Consider the following 24422-nt stretch of genomic DNA (forward strand, 5'->3'; position numbering starts at 1 on the left):
GGAGCCTCGGCAGCCCTTTGAGCAGTAGTGTCTGTGGGCCCACCACCGGAAGCGGAGTGTGGAAAACCCCATAACACTGCAGGAGTCCGCGCATGCCGACCACATGCCCGCACTGTGGCACCAGATCACCCGCGATGTCCGATTCCTGTACGGGCTGCGGCAGTGGTGTACGACGTCTCTCGGAGACGGACGCGGTACCCGCCCTCTGGCTGAACTTCCCCACACGGGTGTGGATGTGGATCGCCATGGGAGCCGCGATCATGCTCCTGGGCGCCGGCGCCTCCACGGGCTTCCTCTTCGGCGGCGACGGGAACGACCACGCGTCCGGGGAGCGGATATCGAAGGACGAACTTCCCGACGCGGCGATATCGCAGAGGCCCGAGCCCTCGGCCAAGTCGCCGTCCCCCTCCTCCACGCCGTCCAAGAAGACGCAGACGAGCCCCTCGCCGTCCGAGGCGAAGCCGTCCCCCAGCAAGCCCCCGAAGCCCGCGCCCACATCGAAGCCGCCCTCGGACGGGCTTCCGTCCGGATTCCGCCGTGTGACCGACGACTTGGGCTTCAGCCTCGGTGTGATGGAAGGCTGGCAGCGCAGGCCGCTCGGCGACACCCACGTCGACTACGTACCTCCGACGGGGCAGGAGGTGCTGCGCCTCAGCGCCGTCCGCAACTCCGGGAACTCCTCCTTCAGCACCTTCCAGGCGACGGAGCAGCAGCTGAGCAAGGACCCCAGCTACGAGCGGATCCGCCTGGAGGAGAACACCTTCCAGGGCCGCCCCGGGGCCCGCTGGGAGTTCACGTGGACCAACGACGCGGGTGAGAGGGTCCGTGCGATCGACCAGGGGTACGTCGCCTCCGACGGCATGGAATACACGATCTACTTCGAGGCGCGCGAAAGGCTCTTCGACGGGCTGGTCTTCGACACCGCCCTGAACAGCTGGAAGCTGCGGTAGGGCGGGTCGGCCCCGACGCTGAGCACGCCGGGGGCGGCTGTCCGTTCCCCCTGGTCAGCCGCCCCCGGCGAGCTTCACGGGCCGCTGCCGCACGGGACGTCCAAACGTGGGCACGCGGGATGCGTGCGAACGCGGTGCGGACGCCCGGCACTCGCGCGGCGCCGCACTGCTACTTGCGGAAGCCGCAGTTCGAACCGCTGTTGAAGTACTCCTCCTCCCCGATCACGCCGCTCCACTCGATGCACAGGCCCTTGCCCTTCACGTACACCGGTCCCGCGTACGAGGTGAACTCGCCCTCGTCGACCTCGGCGGGTGTGCCCTCCTCATCGAGTGCCCGCACGGAGGCGGCCATACGGAGAGGGTCACCCGTCTCGTTGCGGACGGTGACGACGCAGTTCTTGCCGGTCGTGGCGTTGTACGTCAGGAAGACGGTCCCCTCGTCGGCGATCCCCGCCGAGTTCACCACGCTGTAGCCGGCGCCGCAGGCCCCGTTGTACGCCGCCTTGGGCGCCGCTTCGGCGGCCGCGGTCGAGGCGGTGGACGAGGTGGCGGACGAGGTGGCCGCGGAGGCGGTGCCCGCCGTCGCGATCAGACCCGTCCCGGCGATGGCCGCAACGGCTGCGGCCAGGGCGGCACTCTTCGAACGCATCACTGTTCCCCCAGTCATGTCGTTTTCGTGCTCGGTCGGCGGCCGGACCCCGGCCTTGGTCAGTGGCCGGTCCGACCGGATCAGCACTCACCGCTGATCCACCAGAGGAGACAGGCGAACCCCTACCGGGGTTGTACACCGATCCGTGCCCGAAGTGATGCGGTGTCAGGCGGGCAGTGTGCCGATCCGCACTGACTGATGAGCAAGTCAGCACTCTCATCACCCGACTCCGCAGTTGGGGAACGATATTCCACATCCGATGTTGCGCTTTTCTCAACGCACCCGTACGGTGCTTCCCCATGGACCAGGAGACGGACGACCGCGTCGCCGACTCGGCGGGTGACGTGGCGGCCCGCGTTCGGCGGGTGATCGCCGAAGCCGGATGCAGCCAGCGGGAGTTCGCCCGCCGGATCGTCATGGACCCCTCGAAACTCTCGCGTTCGCTCGGCGGCACCCGCCGCTTCACCGTCGCCGAACTCGCCCGCATCGCCGACACCGGCGGCGTGGACGCCGCCTGGCTGCTGGGCTCCGGAGCGGCCCCGCACGTTCCCGGGCCCGCGCCCGGCGGGAGCGCACACTCCGCGGCCCGCGCCGCCGCCCGAACCGCGGCCGCCCGAACCGCAGCAGGACGTCCCGCCGTAGCCCGTACGTCGGGGACGCCGGAGGGCGGACGCGCTCTCCAGATCGTCCGCGAGACGGTGCGGCTCATCGCCGAGCACGGCTTCCACGCCGTCCGCGTCTCGGACATCGCCGACGCCTGCTCGACGAGCACCGCGGCGATCCACTACCACTTCCCCGGCCGTGCCGAACTGCTCGAAGCGGCCGTGCGCTGGTGCATGGACGAGGACATCGCCCGCCGCGCGGCCCGCACCGCCGAGGCCCGCGACGCGGCCGACGAACTGCGCCAGCTCATCGAGCTGCAGACCCCGCACACCGCACAACAGCGCCGGCAGTGGCTGGTCTGGCTCGACCTGTGGGCCGAGGCCGCCCGCTCGACCGCCATCGGCCAGCTCCAGGCCGACTACTACCGGCAGTGGCGCCGGACCGTCGCCGACGTGATCCGCCGCGGCACCGACCAGGGCGTCTTCCGGGCCGTCGACCCGCACTTCGGCGCGCTGCACCTGACCGCACTGATCGACGGCCTGGCCGCGCAGGTACTGGCCGCAGCGCCCGCGGAGGACGGCACGGACGGTGCCGCCGGCACAGCGGTCACCGGCACCGGCACCGGCACCGGCGGCATGGACGCCGAGGACATGCGCGCCGCCCTCCTCTCCCACGTCGAGAACGAACTGGCCGCACCCGCCGCCTCCCGGCTCCGTCCCGGGCCGGAGGCGAATCCCGTACGAACGGAGGCATACCCGTGCCCATGAACGACTCCGTCATCATCACCTGCGCCCTCACCGGAGCCGGCGACACCGTCGGCCGCAGCCCGCACGTGCCCGTCACCCCCGAACAGATCGCCCGCAGCGCCGTCGAGGCCGCCGGCGCAGGCGCGGCCGTCGTCCACATCCACGTGCGGGAACCCGATTCGGGGGCGCCCTCCCGCGACCCCCGCCTCTACCGGGAGGTCGTCGAGCGGATCAAGGAGACGGGCACAGACGTCGTCGTCAACCTCACCGCGGGCATGGGCGGAGACCTGGTCATCGACCCGGACGCGCCGCTCACCCACCTCCAGGGAACCGACCTCGTGGGCGGCGTCGAACGGCTGCCGCACGTCGAGGACCTGCTCCCCGACATCTGCACCCTCGACTGCGGCTCGCTCAACTTCGGCGACGGCAGCAACCTCTACATCTCCACCCCCGACATGCTGCGCGCGGGCGCCAAACGCATCCAGGAGCTGGGCGTACGCCCGGAGCTGGAGATCTTCGACACGGGCCAGCTGTGGTTCGCCAAGCAGCTCCTCCAGGAGGGCCTGCTGGACGAGCCGAGCGTCTTCCAGCTGTGCATGGGCATCCCGTGGGGCGCGCCGGCCGAGCCGGGCGTGCTGAAGTCGATGGTGGACATCCTGCCCGAGGGCGCGCAGTGGGCCAGCTTCGCGCTGGGGAGGATGCAGATGCCCTGGGTCGCCCAGTCGATCCTGCTCGGCGGCAACGTCCGCGTCGGGCTGGAGGACAACCTGTACCTCAGCAAGGGCGTCAAGGCCACCAACGCCCAACTGGTCGAACGTGCCGTACAGATCACCGAGCTGCTGGGCGCCCGGGTCGCGACACCGGACCAGGCACGTGAGCGGCTGGGGCTCAAGCCCCGCTGACCGGCCGCGCGGTCGCGCCCGCCGCCCCCGACGACGCGGCACCGCCGCTCCGCCGGCCGGGGGCGCGACCCCACACCCACGGGCCGGCACCACGGCCCGGCAGCCACAGCCGGGCACTCACGGCCCGGCACTCCGCAGGCCACGCGATCGAACAAGGACACGCAGCATGACCGACGTCCCCGCCCCCGGCTCCGCTTCCCCACGAGGCTCCGGCTCCTCCCCCGCCTCCCGACCGCCCGTCTCCGGCCCGCCCGACTCCGCCGGTTCGTACACCGCCGCCCCCTGCCCGCCCGATGCCGTCCGCCGCGTCGCCTGCGTCGGCGCTGGGGTGATCGGGGGCGGCTGGGTGGCCCATTTCCTCGCGCGTGGCTACGACGTCACGGCATGGGACCCGGCGCCGGACGCCGAGGTGAAGCTGCGCCGTCTCGTCGGGGCGGCCTGGCCCTCCCTGGAGCAGCTCGGGCTCGCCGAGTCGGCCTCCCCCGCCAGGCTCCGCGTCCTGCCGACCCTCGAAGAGGCCGTCGCCGACGCCGAGTTCGTCCAGGAGAGCGCTCCGGAGAAACTTCACCTCAAGCGCGAACTGCTGGGCCGGCTCGACGCCGCCACCCCGGCCGGTGCAGTCATCGCCTCCTCCACCTCCGGCTATCCGATGACCGACATGCAGGGCGAGGCGGCGGACCCCGGCCGTCTGCTCGTGGGGCACCCTTTCAACCCGCCGTACCTCATCCCGCTCGTCGAGGTCGCCGGCGGCGAACGGACGGACCCGGCGGCGGTCGCCTGGGCGTCGCGCTTCTACGAGGCGGCGGGCAAGTCCGTCATCACCATGGACCGCGAACTGCCCGGCTTCATCGCCAACCGTCTCCAGGAGGCGCTGTGGCGCGAGGCACTGCACATGGTCGCCAACGGCGAGGCGACCGTACGGGACATCGACGACTCGATCACCGAAGGACCCGGACTGCGCTGGGCCTTCATGGGCCCCTGCCTCACCTTCGCGCTCGCGGGCGGAGAGGGCGGCATGGCGCACATGCTCGACCACTTCGGGCCCTCGCTCAAGTCGCCCTGGACGCGGCTGGAGGCGCCGGAGCTGGACGCGTCGCTGCGCGATGCGATGGTCGAGGGCTGCGACGAGGCGGCCGGGGGCCGCTCCATCGCACAACTGGTGGAGGAACGGGACCAGGGCGTCATCGCCGTACTGCGGGCGACGGGGCGCCTGCCGGGCGGCACGGCGGAGGACGGTACCGCAGGAGCAGGCCGGCACCCCGAGGGAGAGAGCGCGTGAGCACCGAGCGGATCACGGATCACCGGGAGACCGTGCAGCCGGACTGGATCGACTACAACGGCCATATGAACGAGGCGTTCTACGTCCACGTCTTCGGCCGCGCCACGGACGAGATGATGATCCAGACCGGCATGGACGCGGAGTACCGCGAGCGCAGCGGCTGCTCCCTCTACACCGCGGAGGCGCATGTGCGGTATCTCCGTGAGGTCTCCGAGGGTGCCGAACTCACCGTCCGTACAGGGGTTCTCGGGGTGGACGCGAAGAAGGTCCGCCTCGGGCTGGAGATGTTCGCGGGCGGTGCGGAGCCCGTCGCGACGACCGAACTGCTGATGATCCACGTCGACCAGTCGGCGGGCCGCGCCGCCCCGTTCCCCGACGGGGTACGTGAACGCTTCGCGTCGCTCACCCGGCGCCCGCCCGAATGGGCGGGGCGCTCGATCGGGCCCGTACCCAGGGCGTGAGATGCGGCGTTGACGGCGCCCCGTCTCCACGCACACAATCGTTGACATGATCCCGCACACCTCCGCCGCCCTCGGACGCCTCGGCGTGCCCTGGCGGCGCGGGTGTGAGCGGTCCGGTCGATAGCGCGGCGTCCTCTCCCGCGCCCGAACACCCCTGACCGACCGCCGACTTCGAAGGATCATCACCATGACCGCAATGGCCGAGCACACCCCTGTCCTGCGCAGCGCCCGCATCCCCGAGGACGGGATGTACGAGGGGCGCCGCACGCTGCGCCGTCTTCCCGAGGGATGGCAGGAGCGCCCGTACGACCTGTTCGAGGTCGTACCGCAGGGCCGCATCATCGGCGCCGAGATCCACGGCGTCGACCTGTCGCAGCCGCTGCGCCCCGAGCTCCGCGAGGAGCTGAACCGGGCGCTGCTGGAGTGGAAGGTGCTCTTCTTCCGCGGCCAGTCCCTCACCTCGTCGCAGCAGCGCGACTTCGCCGCCCACTGGGGCGAGCTGGAGACGAACCCGCTGCTGGCCCGCGGCTCCTCCGAGGAGGTCGTCCGCTTCGAGAAGGGCGGCAGCGGCACACCCACGTTCGAGAACGTCTGGCACGCGGACGTCACCTTCCGCGAACGGCCCGCCCTGGGCGCCGTGCTCCAGCTCCACGATGTGCCGCCCGTCGGCGGCGACACGATGTGGGCGGACATGGCCGCCGCGTACGACAACCTCCCCGAGACGGTCAAGGCCCGCATCGAAGGAGCGCGGGCGGTGCACGACTTCATCCCCGGCTTCGCCCGCTTCTACGGGCCGGAGAAGCTCATCCCGATGCAGGATGAGTTCCCGCCCGTCGAACACCCGGTGGTACGCGCGCACCCGGAGACCGGCCGCAAGATGCTCTTCGTCAACACCTCCTTCACCACGCACATCGTGGGCATGGACCGCGACGAGAGCGACCGGCTGCTGAGCTACCTCGTCCGTCAGGCGCACGTCCCGGAGTACCAGGTGCGCTTCCACTGGCAGCCCGGCGACATCGCCTTCTGGGACAACCGCTCCACGCAGCACTACGCGGTCGACGACTACGCCCCGCACCGGCGGGTCGCGGAACGCGTCGCCATCGCGGGCGACCGCCCGTTCTGAGGCGCGGGCGCGAAACGACCCGCGGGACGGCGGGCCGGGCCTGCACCTGAGGCAGGCCCGGCCCCGGCCCGCACCCGGCCCCGGCCCCGGACGGTAACGCCACGTGGCCGCCGACGCGGCGACACGCGACAGCGGCGCGACTGCCGGACTTCCGGGCCCCGTTGAGCACACCGTCCCCTTCCGCCCGACTCGTACCAGGAGGGGCGGTCCTCCGGCACGCAGGCCGGCGCTTCCTCCTGCGCGCCCTCTTCCCGGGATACTGACGGGTCAGTACGTTCCTCTCGACGAGCCCAGCACTTCTGATCGTTGGGAGACCCCCCATGTCGTTCCCGAGCCGTACGAGAGGCACCGGCAGTGCCGGTGCGACAGGTTCAGCACGCAGAAGATCCACCCGAGGAAAAGCGGTCACCGTCTCGATGGCGGTGGCCGCTCTGTGTGCGTCGGGCGTCGCCGCGACCCCTGCGGCCGCCGCGTCGCCCTCGGAGCGGGCCGAGCCCGCCAAGTCCGAGCGGGCGGATGCCGCTGCCGCCGCGCCCGGCGACATCGTCAGCGCCGAACCCACCGAGTTCAAGGTGTTCGGCGTGCCCACCCCGACGCACGCCTGGAAGATCGAGTACGCCTCGACCGACGTCCACGGAGAGGCGAACACCGTCTCCGGCACCGTCCTCGTCCCCATGGACGGCCGCGAGGGCCCGCGTCCCCTGGTCACCTACGCGGTCGGCACCGTCGGCATCGGCGACCAGTGCGCCCCGTCCGCCAACTTCCCCGAGGGGACGGCCAACGAGGCGGCCCTCATCGAGGGGGCGCTGCTGCGCGGATGGGCCGTGGCCGTCACCGACTACGAGGGTCTGGGCACGCCAGGCGTCCACACCTACACGGTCGGCCGCGCCGCGGGCACCGCCGTGCTCGACGCCGCCCGTGCCGCCCAGCGTCTGCCCGGGGCGCAGGAGAAGGGCGTCACTGAGGACTCGCCCGTCGGCATCATGGGCTACTCGCAGGGCGGCCAGGCCAGCGGCTGGGCCGCCGAGCTGCACAGCTCCTACGCACCCGAGCTGAAGGTCAAGGGCACCGCGAGCGGCGGTGTTCCGGCCGATCTGCCGAAGGTCGCGGACTACAACGACGGCGACCCGGAGGCCGGACTCGTCCTCATGTCGGCCGTCGGCCACGACGCCGCGTACCCCGAACTCGGCCTGGACAGCTACCTGAACGACGAGGGCAAGCGGATCGCCGGAATCATGCGGGAGGGCTGTCTGGCCGAGAACTCCGAAGCGGGCGCGAACAAGACGATCGACGAGGTGACCGTCCGCAACCCCCTCGAAGAGCCCGACTGGCAGCAGCGCATCGACGCCGACAAGCTCGGCACCAAGGCACCGGGCCACCCGGTGTACGTCTACCACGGTGAGGGAGACGAGATCATTCCGCACGAGGTCGGGCAGCAGCTCCGCGCGGACTGGTGCGCGAAGGGCAACACCGTCGAGTGGAAGAGCTATCCCCTCTCTCCGCACACGGCCACGGCCGTCCTCGGTTCCATCCCGGCGATGAACTGGCTCTCCGACCGCTTCAAGGACGAGCCCACCCAGGGCGACTGCGGCAGCTGAACCGCTTCCGCACCGCCCGGCCGGCGCACCGCCCGCCTGACGCACCCCGCTCACGCGCCACCGGGCCACGCGCCACCCGGCCTCCGGCCCCGCCGACCGCTTCGGTACCCCCGTGCGCGGTCAGCGGGGCCGGAGGTCCTCCACCAGCCGGAAGCGCTCCAGCACCACCGCGGTCGCGTCGTCCACGACGAAGTCCGCCTCACCCAGCGCGGTACGCATCTCCGCGCTGTGCCAGAACTCCTCGTGGGAGGCCCGCCACTCCTGGACCGTCTCGTGTCCCTCGCCCTCGTCCCGCGCGTGGGCGGCGTCCACCTCGGCCAGCGGTACGACGCGCACGTCGGTGGTCTCGATGACCGCGACGGGGACGGCCGTCGAGTCGATCACCGCCGACCGCGTACCGGCCACGGGCAGCGGCTCGCCCTCGTGTTCGTACTCACGCAGCAGTCCCGTCGTCGCGGTCTTGCGGCCCTCGAGGACCGCGGCGACGAGCTGCTCCCGCAGCGGGCCCGGAAAGGCGAACTCCACCCGGGGCAGCTGCTCGTTCTCCTCGGCGGGGCTGGATGCAGAAGTCATCACCGCACTCTAGTGCTGTGGCCGCGGCTCCGGCTCAGCCCTCGTACAGCCTCGCGATCTCCTCGTCGTAGTCCCTCACGATCGCCGCCCGCCGCAGCTTCATCGACGGCGTGAGGTGGCCGGCCTCCTCGGTGAAGTCACCGGGCAGGACCTCGAAGCGGCGGATGGACTCGGCGCGGGAGACCATTCTGTTGGCCTCGTCGACCGCCTGCTGGAGGTTGTGCCGCAGGTCGCCGTCGTCGATGAGCTGCTGCGGCGTCAGACCGGTCTTCTTGTGCATCTGCTGCCAGTGCGCCAGACCGTCCGGCTCCAGCGTGATCAGTGCGGTGACGTACGGGCGGTTGTCGCCGACCACGAGGCACTGGCTGATCAGAGGGTGGGCCCTCAGCCAGTCCTCCAGCGGGGCCGGGGCGATGTTCTTGCCGCCGGAGGTGATGATGAGGTCCTTCTTGCGGCCGGTGATGGTGAGGTACCCGTCGTCGTCGAGCGCGCCGACGTCGCCCGTCGCGAACCATCCGTCGGCGCCGACGTCCGGCACCGCGGCCTGCCGCCGCTGGTCCCAGTAGCCGCTGAAGACGTGCCGGCCCTTTAGCAGCACCTCGCCGTCGTCCGCGACGCGTACCGCGGTGCCCGGTACGGGCCAGCCGACCGTTCCCAGCCGCGGCTTCAGCGGCGGGGTGCAGGTGGAGGCACCGGTGGTCTCGGTCAGTCCGTAGCCCTCGAAGACGGAGATGCCGGCGCCCTCGTAGAAGGCGGCCAGCCGGGGGCCGAGCGGCGATCCACCGCTGATGACGTACCGGCACCTGCCGCCGAGCGCCGCCCGTATACGGCGGAAGACGAGGACGTCGTAGAGGCCGCGGGCCGCCTTCAGGCCGGTCCTGGGGCCGCTGCCGCGCCCGTGTTCCTGCTCCTCGACGGCACGTCCGTACCGTCTGGCGATGCGTGCGGCGCGGTCGAAGGAGGAGGCGCGGCCCATCTTCTCGGCGGTGGCGCGGCCGGTGTTGTAGACCTTCTCCAGCACGTAGGGGATGCCGAGCAGGAACGTCGGCCGGAACCCGGCGAGGTCGGCGAGGAGTTCGTCGGTCTGGATGCTGGGCGCGTGCCCGAGGCGTACGCGGGCGCGCATGCAGGCGACCGCGACCATCCGTCCGAAGACGTGCGACAGCGGCAGGAAGAGCAGTGTCGCCGCCGGTTCGTCGCTGACGGACTTGAAGACGGGGTGCAGCAGTTCGATGTCGTTGTCCACCTCGGCGAAGAAGTTGCCGTGGGTGAGCACGCAGCCCTTGGGCTGCCCGGTGGTGCCGGAGGTGTAGATGAGGGTGGCGATGTGGTCGGGGCCGATGAGGGCGCGCCGCTGTTCGACCACCTCGTCGGGCAGGCTCCTGCCCGCGTCCGCGATCTGGGAGAGGCCGCTCGCGTCGAACTGCCACAGATGTTCAAGTGAGGGGACCGCGCCGCGTTCCGCGGAGAGCATCCGGGCCTGCTCGACGTTCTCCACCGCGCAGCCGCGCGCACCCGAGTTCTGCAGGATGTAGCGGGCCTGCGCGGCGGAGGAGGTCGGGTAGATGGGGACGGTGACCAGTCCCGCCGCCCATCCCGCGAAGTCGAGAAGGGTCCATTCGTAGGTCGTGCGGGCCATGACGGCGATCCGGTCTCCCGGCTCCATGCCGAGCGCGATCAGCCCCTTCGCGGTGTTCAGCACCTCCCCGGCGAACTCGTACGCGGTCACGTCCCGCCAACTGCCGTCCGGACGCCTGCGGCTGAGCACCGCCTCGGAGGGGGCCTCGGCGGCGTTGGTGAAGGGGATGTCGCCGAGCGAACCGCTCGTGACCGGCTCGGCGAAGGGCGGCGTGGTGACCTCGCGCACCACGCCGTCCACCGTCTTCTTCTCCGGCTCGACGAGCAGCGGTGGGCCACCGGCGGAGTGCGCGCCGGCGGCACCGGCTGCGGCACCACCGGCACGCACGGATTGACTCAGGGGCTGGGACGGCATGAGCGGCTCCTCTCCATGACGTACCTCGACGTACCTCGACGTACCTCGTGTGATGCTCCGGACCGGATGAGCGGACCGGTTGAACAGGTCGGGGAGTCGGGACCGGAGGCCGGACGGTCAGGCCTTCTCCAGTACCGCGGTCACCCCCTGCCCGCCCGCGGCGCAGACGGAGATCAGGCCGCGTGCGCCGGGCTTCGCCTCCTCCCGCCGGGCGAGAAGCTTGGCCAGGGTGGCGACGATGCGGGCACCGGTCGCGGCGAATGGGTGGCCGGTCGCCAGCGACGACCCGGCCACGTTGAGCCGGTCCCGGGGCACCGGAGCGAGGCCGCGCTTCTCCCAGGCGGCGAGAGTGGCCAGCACCTGGGAGGCGAACGCCTCATGGATCTCGAAGAGTTCGAAGTCCTCCATGCCCAGCCCGGCGCGCTCCAGCATCCGCGGCACGGCGTGGGCGGGCGCCATCAGCAGCCCGTCCTCCCCCGGACCGCCGTCCTCGTCGAAGAAGCTCACGGCTCCGGTCTCGTACGCGGACAGGTAGGCCAGCGGCCGCAGTCCGCGCTCCTCGGCCCACTCCTCGCTTGCGAGCAGTACGGTCGCGGCGCCGTCGGTCAGCGGTGTGGAGTTGCCCGGCGTCATCGTCGCGTCCGGCTCGCCGGTGCCGAAGACGGGTGTGAGCTGGGCGAGTTTGTGCGTGGACGTGCCGGGGCGCAGGTTCTGGTCTCGGGCCAGGCCGCGGAAGGGGACGACGAGGTCGTGCAGGAAGCCGCTGTCGTAGGCGGTGGCGAGGTTGCGGTGGCTGGCGGCGGCGAGTTCGTCCTGCTCGTGCCGGGTGACGCCCCACTCGCGGGCCGTACGGGCGGCGTGCTCGCCCATGGAGAGCCCGGTGCGGGGTTCCTCGTTGCGCGGTATCTCGGGGACGATGTGGTGCGGCCGTATGCGGGCCAGTTCCGCCGCCCTCTGTTTGAACGTCTTCGCCCTGCGGGTGGCCAGCAGGATGCGCCGCAGGTCGTCGTTGACGCCGAGCGGGGCGTCGCTGGCGGTGTCGGCGCCGCCCGCGACACCGGAGTCGAGCTGCCCGAGGGCGATCTTGTTGGCGACCGTGATCACCGCCTGGAGGCCGGTGCCGCATGCCTGCTGGATGTCACAGGCGGGGGTGCGCGGGTCGAGGCGGGAGCCGAGCACCGTCTCCCGGGCGAGGTTGAAGTCGCGGCTGTGCTTGAGCACGGCGCCCGCCACGAACTCGCCGACGCCGCGCCCGCCCTCCAGTCCGTACCGCTGGACGAGCCCGTCCAGTGCGGCGCCGAGCATCTCCTGGTTCGAGCAGGTCGCGTACGGACCGTCGGACCTCGCGAAGGGGATGCGACTGCCGCCGATGACGGCGACACGGCGCGGGCTGCGGGAACTCATGAGGCCGCTGGAAACCATCCTCGACCAAACTCCTGACCTGAAAGTAACCTTACTCCGAAGTAAATTTACGCGAACCGGAGGAGTTGGGGAATGGCCGACCGATATCTGCATTGGACCAACACACCGCCCGGCCGCCGCTTCACCCGCCTGCTGGGCCTCCCGCGGCCCGTACCGCTGCACCGCTGGTCGGCGGAGCGGCCCGTACTCGAAGGCGGCCCGCTGCTGCACCTGACGGCCCTGCCGCCGGGGGGCGAAGGAACGCACACGAATCAACTGGCGGCAACGCTCGAGGGCATCGGCCTGCCGGTCTCCACGGAAGTCCTGCCGGACACCCGGTACGCCGCCGCGGTCCTCGACGCCACGGGCATACGGACCGTCGCGGAACTGCGGGAGGTGCGGACCGCCCTCCACCCCGTGATGCGTTCACTCGCCGGCTGCGGCCGCGTCGTCGTCCTCGGCACCCGCCCCGACCCGGACGACCACCACCAGGCGGCGGCGCAGCAGGCCCTGGAGGGATTCGTACGCTCGCTCGGCAAGGAGACCGGCGGCGGACGCACCGCTCAACTGGTCCGCCTGACGCCCGGAACCGGCCCGGCCGACGCCGAGTCGACACTGCGCTTCCTGCTCTCGCCCAAGTCCGCGTACGTCAGCGGCCAGGTCGTGGAGATCGGCGACGCCGCCCGCCGGGGACGTACGGTCGGGACGACCGACTGGGAGCGGCCCCTGGAGGGACGGACCGCCCTCGTCACCGGCTCCGCACGCGGCATCGGCGAATCCGTCGCCGCGACCCTGGCACGCGACGGCGCCCACGTCGTCTGCCTCGACGTCCCCCAGGCCGAGGCGGACCTGGCCCGCGTCGCCGAACGCCTCGGCGGCACCGCCCTCCCCCTCGACATCACCGCGGACGACGCCGGGGCGCGCATCGCCCGGGCCCTGCCCGCCGGCGGCCTCGACGTCCTCGTGCACAACGCGGGCATCACCCGTGACCGCAGGCTCGCCAACATGAGCGCCGAGCGCTGGGACTCCGTCCTCGACGTCAACCTGGACGCGGTGCTGCGCACGACCGACCATCTGCTGTCCGCCGGCGCGCTGCGCGAGGGCACCGGCCGCATCGTCGGCACCGCCTCCATCGCGGGCATCGCCGGCAACGTCGGGCAGACCAACTACGCCGCGAGCAAGGCCGGTGTGATCGGCCTCGTCCGCTCGCTCGCCCCGCGTGCCGCCGCCGGACACGGCGTCACCGTCAACGCCGTCGCCCCCGGCTTCATCGAGACGAGGATGACCGCCGCCGTTCCCTTCTTCATCCGCGAGGCCGGCCGCCGCATGAACTCCCACTCCCAGGGCGGGATGCCCGCCGACGTCGCCGAGACCGTCGCCTGGCTCGCCTCACCCGCCTCGTACGCCGTCAACGGCCAGGTCGTCCGCGTCTGCGGACAGAGCCTGCTGGGAGCGTGACCGCCATGACCGTCCGTCATCTGAGCGCGCCTCCGCGGCTGCCGCTCGTTCTCGCCCGCGGGGCGCTCACCTCACCGGGCAAGCGCGGACCGTACGACCGTGCGCGGATGCCCGGCGAACAACTCGTCCTGCCGCGGGCACGCACACACGCGGCGCGGGTACGGACGTACTCCCGCGTCTGCGGCTTCGAACAGCCGGGCCGGGAGGCGGGACTGCTCCCGCCGACCTACCCGCACGTCCTGGGCTTCCCGCTGGCCATGGAGCTGATGGCCGCCGCCGCTTTCCCCTTCCCGCTGCTCGGCCTCGTCCACACCGGCATCGAACTCACCCAGCACCGGGCGCTGCGGGCGGACGACGCGGACGAGCAGCCGGAGATGGCCGTACGCGCGGAAGGGCTCGCCCCGCACCGGCGCGGCAGCACGTTCGAGGTGGTGACCGAGGCACGGCTGAGCGGGCAGCTCGTGTGGCACTCGCGCAGCACCTACCTGTGCCGGCATCGCACCCGCACCGCGGACGGGACGGACGCCGGGGACGCGGCTCGGGACACCGACGGGACGGACAGCACCGAAGGGGCGGGCGGCACACGCGCAACGGACAACCCCGCACGCGCGGCCGGCGGGCGGGAACCGGCCCGGGAACCCGCACCGCTGCCGGTGCACGACCTGTGGGACCTGCCCTCCGGCCTCGGGCGCCGCTACGGCGCCGTCTCCGGCGACCGCAACCCCATCCATCTGCACCCGCTGACCGCGAAGCTCTTCGGCTTCCCCCGGCACATCGCCCACGGAATGTGGACCTTCGCCCGTGCCCTCGCCGCCACGGAAGCGGCCGCCGGCGGCGAGCAGATCAGCGCCCGCGCACAGTTCAGGGCGCCGGTGCCGCTGCCCTCGACCGTCGCCTTCGGCCTCGCGGAGGACCACGGAGCGGCCCGGCCGGGCACAGCGCCGGCTCCCGGCGGGGCACCCCGGCACGTCACCCGCTTCGAACTGCGCGGGGCCGGCCGGGGAGTCGACGGGAACGAGGGGCAACGGCTGCACCTCACCGGTGAGGTGTCCAGCGGACCCCCGTCACCATCCGCCCCAGACCGGTCCAGCAGAAGTTCATGAGCGTGGCCGCGGTCTCCTTCGCCGACGGGGCGTCCTGACCACGGTCGTTCGCCCACACGGCGAGGGACTCCGCGGCCCCCACCATCGCGTGCGCGAGCCCCGAGACCTCCCGCTCGGCGAACTCGCCGTCGCAGCCCGCGTCCACGGCGGCCCGGCTCAGCAGCAGCCTCACCAGCTCCGTGATCTCCGCCCGCATCCCGGCGACCTCACTCGCGAAGGGCTCCCCCTGGGTGTTCGCACGGTGCAGCACGGACCAGCCGTCCGGCCGGGCCGCCGTGTGCGCGAAGAAGGCGCACAGCCCCTTCCACAGCTGCCGCTCCGCGGCGGCGTCCGGCTCCTGCGTGCCCTCCCGTACGGCCTCGACCAGCGCCGCACGCTCGCGCCGCAGACACGCCGTGAAGAGGTCTTCCTTCGACTTCAGGTACAGATAGACCAGCGGCTTGGAGACCCCCGCCTCCTCGGCTATGTCGTCCATCGAGGCGGCCTGGTAACCGTGACGCGCGAAGCCGACGACCGCGGCGTCCAGCATCTGCCGCTCCCGCACCTCGCGCGGCATCCGCCGGCGGCCCGCGCCGCCCTTGCTCTTCGTGCCCACCGCTACGCCCTCCACACCGCATCTCCCCACGGGCTCCTCCCACGTAAGCGTACGCGGACCCTCCGTCACCGCACCTCCGAGCGGCCGGCTGCCACCGTCCAGCGAGGGCGCACGCTCGCGCCCTCAGCACTTCGTGTGCGGTTCGCGGGCGCGGCGGGCGCGTACGTCCCGGGGCACGCGGCCGCACGTCTACGATCCCGTGCGTGGATCACACGCCCGCCCCCGCCTCGGAAGGCAGGGGCCTCGAACGCCTGGAGAACCTCTCCGACGGGGTCTTCTCCATCGCGATGACACTGCTGGTCCTCGACATCACCGTCCGGCGGGGGCTCAGCAACGCCGGCTTCCTCGAAGCCCTGCACTCCACGCTGCCCCATCTCGCCGCCTACGCTCTGAGCTTCGCCGTCATCGCCGAGTTCTGGCGCGACCACCGCCGCATCCTGGCGGCCTTCCCGTCGATGGACGGCACGGTCACGGGTCTGACACTGATCGGACTCGGCTTCACGGCGGTACTTCCCTTCCCCACCGCGCTGCTCGCCGAGTACAGCTACGAGCCCCTGGCGGTGGCCGTCTACGGATTCAACGTCGCCGCGCTCAACGCCGTCCATCTGACACTGCTGCTCACCTCGCACCGCCGCCTCGGACCCCCGCCAGACGGCACCGCGTTGCGCGCCCGGCGCCTCGACGCCGCCGACCTGGCCGCCAGCGTCCTCGTCTTCGGTGTCACCGTGCCCGTGGCCTTCGCCTCCCCCGCGTGGGCCAAGTGGGTCTGGCTCGCCCTGCTCCCGGCGAAGTTCGCGATCGGCCGCCGGAAGCGGAGCACCGAGGCCGCCTCGCCCTCCGTTCCCCTGACAGGCACTGACCGGCACTGACCGGTACTGACGGGCCGTCTCCCGCGCCACCCGGCTCCCGGGCTCACGGCCCACCCGTACGCCATCGGATTGACATACATAGTGACTCGCGGTCAGGCGCACTTCGCTGAGTGACCCTCTGCTTACGGTTTCGGAGAGGGGCGGGGCAGGGCTGTTCCATCCGACCAAGGAGAGCCGATGGCTGAGCACAGTGCAGAGCGAGGTACACGCCGACGCGGTTACGGGGAAGGCCTCAGCGGAGAGCTGCTCGCCGAGTTCCTGGGGACTCTTGTTCTTGTCCTGATCGGCTGTGGATCGGTCGCCGTCGCCGTCGTCGGACTCTCGGGCTCGGGCCGGCAGGCCGGCGAATTCGGCCCCTCGAACTGGCTGATCATCTCCTGGGGATGGGGCCTCGCCGTGGTCTTCGGCGTCTACGTCGCCGGAGGCATCAGCGGGGCCCACATCAACCCCGCCGTGACCCTCGGCTTCGCCGTACGCGGCCACTTCCCCTGGAAGAAGATCCTCCCCTACTGGGGAGCCCAGGTCGCCGGAGCGTTCGTGGCCGCCTCCCTCGTCTACGCGACGTACCACTGGGCCATCGACGCCTTCAACCAGAAAGAGGGAATGGGGAGGGAGGAGTCGCTGCCCACGTACTCCATCTTCGCCACGTTCCCGGCCGAGTACTTCGGTGATTCGTGGTGGGGGCCACTCCTCGACCAGATGGTGGGCACCGCCATCCTGCTCCTCCTCATCTGCGCGCTCATCGACCAGCGCAACACCGGCCCGCAGTCCAACATGGCCCCCTTCGTCACCGGCCTCATCGTCGTCGTGATCGGTCTGACCTTCGGCACGAACGCCGGCTACGCCATCAACCCCGCCCGGGACTTCGGCCCCCGGCTGTTCACCTTCTTCGAGGGCTGGGGAGACATCGCCTTCCCAGGGACCTTCGACTGGTTCAGCGGCTACTGGTGGATTCCCATCGCCGGACCGCTCATCGGGGGCGTCATCGGGGTCAAGGTGTACGACCTGTTCATCGCGAAGGTCATCACGGCGCGCGGCCCGGGAGAGCAGCCCGAGGGCCGCGTTCCCGAACCGGGCACGGGCGGGTGACCGGCGGCTCGGACTGAGAACTCCGATGGGCGGGGACCGCCGGTCCCCGCCCATCGCGTGCGAGCGGCCACCCTCGGCCCGCCGGGCGAAGTGGGGCACACCGGACTACATTGGTGCGAGTTCCCGCTTGCGGAACGACCGTCCGAGCACCCGGTCCCCACCGTCGTGACCTGCGAGAACGGAAGCCGCCGGCTCCGTTGGGCGCCGTATCCCCTTCCCCTCTCGTTCCGTGGAGGAGCACATGCTGCAGGGCTACACCGTTCCGCTGTCGCCGCGCGGGGAAGCGAATCTGGCCTCCGCACCGCCGTGGCACTACGCCGGAGACGTCGTCGGGGTGGAGTTCTGGACGGACCGGGCGGCGGCAGAGGCCACGCTCCCGGAAGGGCTGAGCCCCGACCCCGACTCCTCCGGGCGGGCGGTGGCACTGTTCTTCGACTGGCAGTACTCCGGAGAGCACGAGGAGTACCTCGACCCGGTGCGCAGCCAGTACCACGAGTTCTTCGTACTGATCGACGCCCGGTGGAAGGACCAGCCGGTCTCGTGGTGCCCGTACATCTACGTCGACAACGACGCGGCCATGGCCCGCGGATGGGTACAGGGCTTCCCCAAGAAACTGGGCGCCGTGCACCAGACCAGGGCCTACGCGTCCCCCGGCAAGGCCTCGCCGGTCCTCGCGGCGGGCAGCCGGTTCGGGGCATTCATGTCGGCCGCCGGACGTGGCCTCGCCGAGGCCATGGTCACGCTTCAGGAGCCGGTGAGCGACCCCGCGGCCATGCTCGGACGTCCCACGGTCAACCTCCGGCACTTCCCCCGGCTCGACCCCGGCCGCAACGGCAGGCCCGCCGTCCACGAACTGGTGATGGCGGTCTTCCACGATCAGCAGGTCGCCGACATGTGGGCGGGCTCCGGGGAGTTGAGCTTCTTCCCCGCCCCCGGTGAGGAGCTGGCCGACCTGGCCCCTGTGCGTACGGGCACGGGCTTCCGCGCGTCGATGTCGTACACGGTGACCGAGGTACGCGAACTGACCTGACGGCCGGGCCCTCACCCCAGAGCGGCGAGCAACTCCTGCTCGCGCCGGGCGCTGAGACCCGCACGCCGCTCCCGGTGCAGCCCCTGGCCGCGTTCCCACCGCAGCAGGTCCGCCAGCATCTCCGCCCGCGGCCGGTGCCTCAGCCCCGCGGCCTGCGCCGCGGACCCGCTGCGTGCCGAGAACCCTTCCCAGCCCGGCTCGGCCAGCCACATCGGCAGCGACTCCGTCCCCATGAAGCCGGCCACGCCCCTCTCGAGCAGCCAGGCCGAATCGGCGCCGACCACGGGCCCGGTGTGCCCGCCGGCAGCGCGGGACAGCTCGACCCACTCCCCGAAGGGAACAACCGGACCGACAGCGTCGTACGTGCCGCGGGTACCCGCCTCCGCGCTGTCGAGCATCCAGGCGGCGAGGTCCCGTACGTCCACCGCCTGCGTCGGCGCGGCCGGAGTGTCGGGAACCAGCATCGGCTCCCGCGGCCCCCGCGCGGCACGGGCGACCCAGTATCCGGAGCGTCCGCTGTGGTCCCCCGGCCCGCCGATGAGTCCGGCGCGCACGATGAGCAGACGGTCGCCCACGGCAGCCGTCGACGCCTGCTCGCAGGCCGCCTTCGCCTCCCCGTACAGCGAGCGGTCGACCTCGCTCCGCGCGGTCGGAGCGAGCAGGTCCGCCGACTCGTCCGCGTCCGGCACCGCGTGGGAGGCGTAGGCGCTGACGGAGGAGACACAGGCCCAGTGCCGCGCCCTGCCGCCCAGCACCTCCAGCGCCTCGCGGACGAAGCCCGGCTGCCACGACACCTCGATCACCGCGTCCCACTCCCGGTCGAGCAGCGGCGCGTACACCGAAGGGTCACGCCGGTCGGCGGCCACCAGCGTTGCCCCGTCCGCGACTTCGCCGCTCTCACCACGCGCGAGGCAGGTCACCCGATGACCGCGTCCCACCGCCTGCCGTGAAAGCTCCCGGCCCAACCACGCCGTCCCGCCCAGTACCAAGGTCTCCATCCCGACACCCAACCACCGCTAGCCCCCGTACCCGAGCGGGTTCACCGACAGCGGACCCGATCCCCGGCACCCGCCGGCCCGCGCCTCCGGAGGCCAAGGACCTCCGGCGCACCTCCGGCTCCTGACCGGCCGCTGGCGGGGCGGTGGACGGCAGCGGGTCCGGCGCCCTGTGTCGGCCATTGGACGGACCTGGGAGGCACTCGGCAGGATGGGCCCCCGCGGGCGGGTAACGGCCAGTCATGGTCCTGTCGTGGGAGGTACTGCCGGAGTCGGGTCTGCGTGAGGCGATCGGCGTCCTCGTACGTGTGGTGGAGACCGCGGGCGCGCTGATCATTTTCGTGGGGGCGGCCTGGGCGTTCGCGCGTTTCCTCGTGGCCGTGGTGCGTGGCAGGGGGCAACGGAGACGCTTCCACCGGATCCGGCTGACCCTGGGCCGGTTTCTCGTGCTGGGACTCGAATTCCAGCTGGCGGGCGACGTACTGCGTACGGCGGTGGCGCCCAGCTTCACCGAGATCGGACAGCTCGCCTCGATCGCCGCCATCCGGACGGCGCTCAACTACGTCCTGGGCCGTGAGATCGCCCATGAACGTGCCGAGCTCGAACGCGACGCGGAGGGCGGGCCGCACCAGGACACGGGAGCCGCCTCCGGCGCGCGGAAGGAGCCGTAGCGTGAACGCGGCGATCGAGGCAGCAGCGCTGCTGATCACCGCGGCCGGCGTCGTGGTCTTCCTGACGGCCTGCGCGACCACGCGCACCATCCGCGTCGCCCTGCCGCTGCTCCTGGACTTCCTCATGGCGGCCGGCCTGATGCGTCTCGCGGGCGATCTGTCATGGGGCAGCATCCTGCTGACGGTCGCGATCATCGCCGTCCGCAAGGCCGCCGCTTTCGGCGTCGCGGAGAAGAGCACATGAGCACGAGCGACTTCGACCCGAGCTGCTCCAGAAGGGTGAGAGCTCCATCGACCGACTGCCATCCACTGGTAGGGGCCGGCCGCAGAACTCGGGGACCACTGTTACTTCAATAGGCCGGTCAGTGGCGTTTCTTGACCAAGGCGAGACTGGCGAGGACCGCCAGAACCAAAGAAGTGGCCATGACGGCAGCCATGGGAGCCGGGCTGTGTGTGCCGAACAGACCGACGGCAGGTGAGGCTATCGCCCCTACGGTGAACTGCCCGCTCCCCAAGAGCGCAGAGGTCGCCCCCGGTGCGTGTCGGCCACGCTCTTGGGCCACGGTGGTGACCGCAGGAAAGAAGATGCCGAAGGCGCTGACGGAGACGAAGAGGCAGGACCAGGTGACAGGCACCCCCGTGCCGGCTGTCGCGTGCGTGATCAGCAAGGCGAGCGACCCGGCGAGCGCGGCCGTTCCTCCCGCGACCAGCAGTGACTCTGCACTCCAGCGAGTTGCGAGCCACCCGAAGGCAAGGCTTCCTCCCATGTTGCCAACTGCGTTGACTCCGTAGACGAAGCTGGAAGACGCCGGGGTGAGATGGTAAACACCCTGGAAGATGAAGGACGTGCCAGCGATGTATGCGAAGACGGCAGCCCCACCGAAGGCCACGGTCACAACACAGGCCGCCACATCACGTTGCAGAGCAACCTGACCGACTGATCGAAGGCTCGCCGCGAGCCCTCCCGGCGTACGTGCTGCGGGCTGAAGGGATTCAGGCACCCAGCGCAGCATCCCGATCGTGAGCGCCAGACCGATGGTCGTGAGCAGGACGAAAACCGACCTCCAAGGCGCGAAGCTCAGTAACAGCCCGCCGAGCAGTGGGGCCAGAATCGGCCCGAGCGCAGTGATCGCGCCCAACGCCGAGAACGTACGTGCCAGTTGCACCCCCTCGTAAAGATCCGTCACGACAGCTCGTGCCACGACGATCCCAGCCGCACCTGCAAGACCCTGGCCGGCCCGTGCGGCATTGAGGACCTCGATGTTCGGGGCCAGGGCACAGAGGCAGGACAATGCCGCGAACAGCGAAGTCCCCCACAACAGAACCGGTCGTCGGCCGACTGCGTCACTCAATGGGCCCCAGACGAGCTGTCCCACGATGACCCCGGCCAAGAAGGCCGTCAGGGAGACCTGAACTGCAGCCGCGTCCGTGCCGAGGGAGCGCGCCATCTCCGGAAGTCCGGCGACGTACATGTCCGTGGCCAGTGGGCTGGCGGCACTGAGTCCGGCGAGGATCAGAATGAGCCGGACATCGCGGCCATGTCGTGGAGTCGGCCCCTTGAGGCTCCGAACGGGGTCCGCCGGGTGCCCTGGGGTCATAGCGGCGGCGCCGCGCCATGAACATCGGGCTCACCGTCACGCGCGACCTGCGCCGTCGGCGAGGGTTCCGCCGCCGCGACCAGTTCCAGCAAGTCAGCTGCGATCCTCACCAGATCACGTTCCGCCGGCGTCAACGTCTGACTCAACGCAGCGGCTAGCCAGGCATTGCCTTCTCGCACATGCCCCGCCAGCGCTTCGCGGCCTGCGTCGGTGAGCGTCACGATCTGGCGGCGCCGGTCCTCCCGGCTACGGGACCGTGCGATGCACCCGTCCCCTTCCAGTTCGTTCAAGACTCGCGTCAGGGACTGCACCTGCAACCCCTCGACGAGCGCCAACCCAGTAGGGGTCATCGGACCGCTGTGCCTCAAGTTCGCCAGCACCGAAGCGGCCTGACGCGTCAGCCGGCGGCTCCCCGGCTGCTCGGCACGCAGACGGGAGGCAAGCCGTGAAACCGCCCATCGCAGCGTCTCTGCTGTCGTGTGATCGTCCTCAGATTCCCGCACAATACTAAGCTAACACTTGCAAGTAGGGCGCAGATACAGCAGTTATGCGCCAAATTAGCAAGTTTTTGCTTGTTACAAGCTTCGCACGCCACGCAGGAGTACCACCGGCTTCGCGTGCGCGAGCTGGAACTGACCGCCGACCACCTGGCAAAGCAGGGGAAGGAGAAGGAACGGCGACGCGAACTGCGCGCGCAGCAAGGCCCCCGAAGCAACGGAATGGAGAGCCGGCACCACCGCCTCATGGTTCTCCGGATCGCACGTGCCACGCGGAGTCCGAACGGCCGTGACGCGTAGCCCCGTTCCCCTGGCCGGCGTGCGGAGCTCCCGGGGTTCAACCCGCAGCGCGCACCGCTTCGGCGATCTCCTCGTCCGCCAGGGCCATGGCTGCGTCGGCCCGCCGGTACCAGACCTCCCGCCGGGCAGGGGCCAGGGTCGCCCAGGGGTGACGTTCGGCGGAGAAACCGAGCGTCGCGTACAGCGCCATCGCGTACCGCTCCCGGCGGTCGGCGTTGCCATCGGCCGTCACTCGGTCTCCTCGGTGCTGGTGTGCCGAACGAAGGTCAGCCATCGGTCACGTGCGTGTGCGGCGCCCCGCGCGCCGTCGGGACACCGGTGATCGGCCTCGACGCCGGTGCGAGCGCGAGGACTCTCGCGGTCGTCCCAGTCTGTACCCACGCCGGTCAATCGCCATGAGGGGGATGACATTTGCCGCTTCCTGCCCCGTCGGCGTCCTTCTCCAGCCTCGACGGCCACGGCGCCCCCCGGGGGCGGCGACCGGGACCGTCCGTTCCGGGGCTAGCGTGAGGCCTACCAGCACGAACGTGCCGTCTCCGTCCCCGTAGGGGAATGAGGCGCCCACGCGCGGGAACGAGGTTCCGTGCGTGGCAGATCGCCGGGCACGGTCGTGCCAGCCACGTCGTCAATCAGCGCCTGCGCCGAAGGAGAACGTTCCATGCCACAGGGCGAACCGGCCACCAGGAACCCCGAAAAGGGCTATGTCGCGCTCCTCGGCTGGAGTCTCAGCGCGGTGGAAGCCCTCGACCGGTTCGACCGGCGATATGTCGTCGTGGCGCCGGAGTGGGCCGAGGAGTACTGCGTCGACCACGGCATCCCCTACGTACCGTGGAATTTCGAACGGCTCAACGACCGCTCCATGGAGATCGCCGAGACTCTTCAGAACAAGGGTGTCGACGTCGCGATCCCGTTGTTCGAGGAAACGGTCGAATGGGCAGGCGCGATCAACTCCGTTCTGCTCGACAACCCGCGCTTGTACGGTCAGGCCATGCTGCTGCGGGACAAGGCGCTGATGAAGCGCCGCGCGCAACTCGGCGGTATCCGGGTCGGAATATTCGAGGAAGCCCACGACCGGGACGACGTGATCCGTTTCCTCAAGCGCGTCAATCAGACCCTGCTCAAACTGGACGGCGACCCGAACGACCCGATCCACCTCAAGGCGTTCGACAAGGCAGGATGCCTCGGGCACCGCGTCATCCGCACCCCGGACGAGATCGACAGCATTCCGGACGAGGAGTTCCCGGTGCTGATGGAATCCCACCTCGACGGCTGGGAGTTCGCGGTCGAGGCGTGGGTGCACAACGGGAAGATCAAGTTCCTCAACATCTCCGAGTACGTCACACTGGGATATTCGGTGTTCGCGCCGGCAACCCCGGAACTGGAGCGGTACCGCCCGCAGATCACCGCGCAGATCGAGAAGCTCGTCAAGACCTTCGACATCGAGTTCGGCTTCGTGCACCCGGAGTATTTCGTCACCAGTGACGGCGAGATGTACTTCGGCGAGGTCGCCTACCGGCCGCCGGGTTTCAAGGTGTTCGAACTGCTTGAGCGGGCATACGGCTTCAATGCCTACCATGGGCTGGTGCTGGCCTTCGACCCGAAGACGACCGAGGAGGAGATCGACGCCTTCTTCCCGCGCGAGGTCGTCGACGCCTCCGGGGTCGCCGGCTGCTTCGGTGTCTACCCGCGCCGCCGCGTCGTCAGCGCCCTGGAGATCCCGGAGGAGACAGAGGACCACGACTACTACGAGTCGCACGATCTTTCGACGCCGCTCGAGGAGACCGTCACCAAGAGGACCGCGTTCGGTACCCACTGGGGCCTGCTGTACTTCTTCGGTGATGACCCCTACCGGATGCGTGACCTGTTGAAGAAGCAGGAAGAGCTCGACTTCTACGTCTGACGACCCCGTGGACGCAGGAGACCAACCCGAGGGAAATCC

General features: G+C 70.8%; 24 protein-coding genes. 15 read left to right on the forward strand and 9 right to left on the reverse strand.

Annotated elements, in window-relative coordinates; all coding sequences use genetic code 11:
• Positions 1-134 precede the first annotated feature (134 nt).
• Positions 135-950, forward strand: coding sequence for a hypothetical protein (locus H343_RS0121835; protein WP_028432887.1), 816 nt, complete (start codon positions 135-137; stop codon positions 948-950).
• A gap of 169 nt (positions 951-1119) precedes the next feature.
• Here H343_RS0121835 and H343_RS0121840 read toward each other — a convergent pair whose 3' ends face one another.
• Positions 1120-1599, reverse strand: a complete 480-nt coding sequence (locus tag H343_RS0121840) for a hypothetical protein (protein ID WP_051265715.1) — start codon at positions 1597-1599, stop codon at positions 1120-1122.
• 299 nt (positions 1600-1898) lie between these two features.
• On the opposite strand from H343_RS0121840, the gene H343_RS32070 reads away from it, so the two are divergent.
• The 6 genes from H343_RS32070 to H343_RS0121870 all read left to right on the forward strand — a co-directional run bounded on the left by H343_RS32070 (position 1899) and on the right by H343_RS0121870 (position 8311).
• On the forward strand, positions 1899-2969 hold the full coding sequence (locus H343_RS32070) for a TetR/AcrR family transcriptional regulator (RefSeq protein ID WP_078506005.1): 1071 nt from the start codon (positions 1899-1901) through the stop codon (positions 2967-2969).
• Positions 2966-3850 carry a beta-keto acid cleavage family enzyme gene (locus tag H343_RS0121850; RefSeq protein WP_037904682.1) on the forward strand — a complete coding sequence of 295 codons (885 nt, stop codon included), beginning with the start codon at positions 2966-2968 and terminating at the stop codon, positions 3848-3850. Before H343_RS32070 ends, H343_RS0121850 begins: the two co-directional genes overlap by 4 nt.
• A 166-nt stretch (positions 3851-4016) precedes the next feature.
• Positions 4017-5129 (forward strand): 3-hydroxyacyl-CoA dehydrogenase NAD-binding domain-containing protein, encoded by a 1113-nt coding sequence (locus tag H343_RS32075; protein WP_078506006.1) that lies wholly within the window; start codon positions 4017-4019, stop codon positions 5127-5129.
• A complete protein-coding gene (locus tag H343_RS0121860; RefSeq protein ID WP_028432890.1) occupies positions 5126-5590 on the forward strand; it encodes a thioesterase family protein in 465 nt (154 codons plus the stop codon). Before H343_RS32075 ends, H343_RS0121860 begins: the two co-directional genes overlap by 4 nt.
• A 187-nt stretch (positions 5591-5777) precedes the next feature.
• Positions 5778-6713, forward strand: a complete 936-nt coding sequence (locus tag H343_RS0121865) for a TauD/TfdA family dioxygenase (protein ID WP_028432891.1) — start codon at positions 5778-5780, stop codon at positions 6711-6713.
• 416 nt (positions 6714-7129) lie between these two features.
• Positions 7130-8311, forward strand: a complete 1182-nt coding sequence (locus tag H343_RS0121870) for a lipase family protein (RefSeq protein ID WP_037904655.1) — start codon at positions 7130-7132, stop codon at positions 8309-8311.
• A 120-nt stretch (positions 8312-8431) separates the two neighbouring features.
• On the opposite strand, the gene H343_RS0121875 is transcribed toward H343_RS0121870, so the two are convergent.
• From H343_RS0121875 to H343_RS0121885, 3 genes are all read right to left on the reverse strand, one after another.
• Complete coding sequence (locus H343_RS0121875; protein ID WP_028432893.1) at positions 8432-8884, reverse strand: ASCH domain-containing protein; 453 nt, start codon at positions 8882-8884, stop codon at positions 8432-8434.
• 34 nt (positions 8885-8918) lie between these two features.
• Positions 8919-10877 carry a long-chain fatty acid--CoA ligase gene (locus tag H343_RS0121880; RefSeq protein ID WP_078506008.1) on the reverse strand — a complete coding sequence of 653 codons (1959 nt, stop codon included), beginning with the start codon at positions 10875-10877 and terminating at the stop codon, positions 8919-8921.
• Between the two features lie 117 nt (positions 10878-10994).
• Complete coding sequence (locus H343_RS0121885; RefSeq protein ID WP_486587003.1) at positions 10995-12299, reverse strand: acetyl-CoA C-acetyltransferase; 1305 nt, start codon at positions 12297-12299, stop codon at positions 10995-10997.
• Positions 12300-12371: 72 nt separating this feature from the next.
• On the opposite strand from H343_RS0121885, the gene H343_RS0121890 reads away from it, so the two are divergent.
• On the forward strand, positions 12372-13736 hold the full coding sequence (locus H343_RS0121890) for a 3-oxoacyl-ACP reductase (RefSeq protein WP_028432896.1): 1365 nt from the start codon (positions 12372-12374) through the stop codon (positions 13734-13736).
• A gap of 5 nt (positions 13737-13741) precedes the next feature.
• On the forward strand, positions 13742-14839 hold the full coding sequence (locus tag H343_RS32080) for a MaoC/PaaZ C-terminal domain-containing protein (protein ID WP_051265741.1): 1098 nt from the start codon (positions 13742-13744) through the stop codon (positions 14837-14839).
• Here H343_RS32080 and H343_RS0121900 read toward each other — a convergent pair.
• The gene (locus tag H343_RS0121900; RefSeq protein ID WP_028432897.1) at positions 14772-15395 is read right to left on the reverse strand and encodes a TetR/AcrR family transcriptional regulator; all 624 of its coding nucleotides are present in this window, start codon (positions 15393-15395) and stop codon (positions 14772-14774) included. The two genes, H343_RS32080 and H343_RS0121900, sit on opposite strands and share 68 nt — an antisense overlap.
• A 242-nt stretch (positions 15396-15637) precedes the next feature.
• Between H343_RS0121900 and H343_RS32085 the strand changes: the two genes are divergently transcribed.
• The 3 genes from H343_RS32085 (at position 15638) to H343_RS0121915 (ending at position 18422) form a co-directional block, all read left to right on the forward strand.
• Positions 15638-16303 (forward strand): TMEM175 family protein, encoded by a 666-nt coding sequence (locus tag H343_RS32085; RefSeq protein ID WP_051265717.1) that lies wholly within the window; start codon positions 15638-15640, stop codon positions 16301-16303.
• Positions 16304-16480: 177 nt separating this feature from the next.
• A complete protein-coding gene (locus tag H343_RS0121910; RefSeq protein ID WP_028432898.1) occupies positions 16481-17392 on the forward strand; it encodes an MIP/aquaporin family protein in 912 nt (303 codons plus the stop codon).
• Positions 17393-17633: 241 nt separating this feature from the next.
• A complete protein-coding gene (locus tag H343_RS0121915) occupies positions 17634-18422 on the forward strand; it encodes an acetoacetate decarboxylase family protein (protein ID WP_028432899.1) in 789 nt (262 codons plus the stop codon).
• 11 nt (positions 18423-18433) lie between these two features.
• On the opposite strand, the gene H343_RS0121920 is transcribed toward H343_RS0121915, so the two are convergent.
• Positions 18434-19420: an oxidoreductase gene (locus tag H343_RS0121920; protein ID WP_028432900.1), complete on the reverse strand. Its 987-nt coding sequence runs from the start codon at positions 19418-19420 to the stop codon at positions 18434-18436.
• A 239-nt stretch (positions 19421-19659) separates the two neighbouring features.
• Between H343_RS0121920 and H343_RS0121925 the strand changes: the two genes are divergently transcribed.
• Both H343_RS0121925 and H343_RS32090 read left to right on the forward strand, forming a co-directional pair.
• Positions 19660-20088, forward strand: a complete 429-nt coding sequence (locus H343_RS0121925) for a DUF1622 domain-containing protein (protein ID WP_028432901.1) — start codon at positions 19660-19662, stop codon at positions 20086-20088.
• Between the two features lies 1 nt (position 20089).
• A complete protein-coding gene (locus tag H343_RS32090; protein WP_051265719.1) occupies positions 20090-20332 on the forward strand; it encodes a hypothetical protein in 243 nt (80 codons plus the stop codon).
• A gap of 118 nt (positions 20333-20450) precedes the next feature.
• On the opposite strand, the gene H343_RS32095 is transcribed toward H343_RS32090, so the two are convergent.
• From H343_RS32095 to H343_RS0121950, 3 genes are all read right to left on the reverse strand, one after another.
• Positions 20451-21686 carry a multidrug effflux MFS transporter gene (locus tag H343_RS32095; RefSeq protein WP_037904658.1) on the reverse strand — a complete coding sequence of 412 codons (1236 nt, stop codon included), beginning with the start codon at positions 21684-21686 and terminating at the stop codon, positions 20451-20453.
• Entirely contained in the window at positions 21683-22189 is a 507-nt protein-coding gene (locus H343_RS32100; protein ID WP_486587004.1) for a MarR family transcriptional regulator, read from the reverse strand. Before H343_RS32100 ends, H343_RS32095 begins: the two co-directional genes overlap by 4 nt.
• A gap of 331 nt (positions 22190-22520) precedes the next feature.
• A complete protein-coding gene (locus H343_RS0121950) occupies positions 22521-22715 on the reverse strand; it encodes a hypothetical protein (protein WP_028432903.1) in 195 nt (64 codons plus the stop codon).
• 426 nt (positions 22716-23141) lie between these two features.
• Between H343_RS0121950 and H343_RS0121960 the strand changes: the two genes are divergently transcribed.
• Positions 23142-24383, forward strand: coding sequence for a carboxylate--amine ligase (locus H343_RS0121960; RefSeq protein ID WP_028432904.1), 1242 nt, complete (start codon positions 23142-23144; stop codon positions 24381-24383).
• Positions 24384-24422: the final 39 nt, after the last annotated feature.

It is taken from the genome of Streptomyces sp. TAA204 (genome assembly GCF_000424965.1).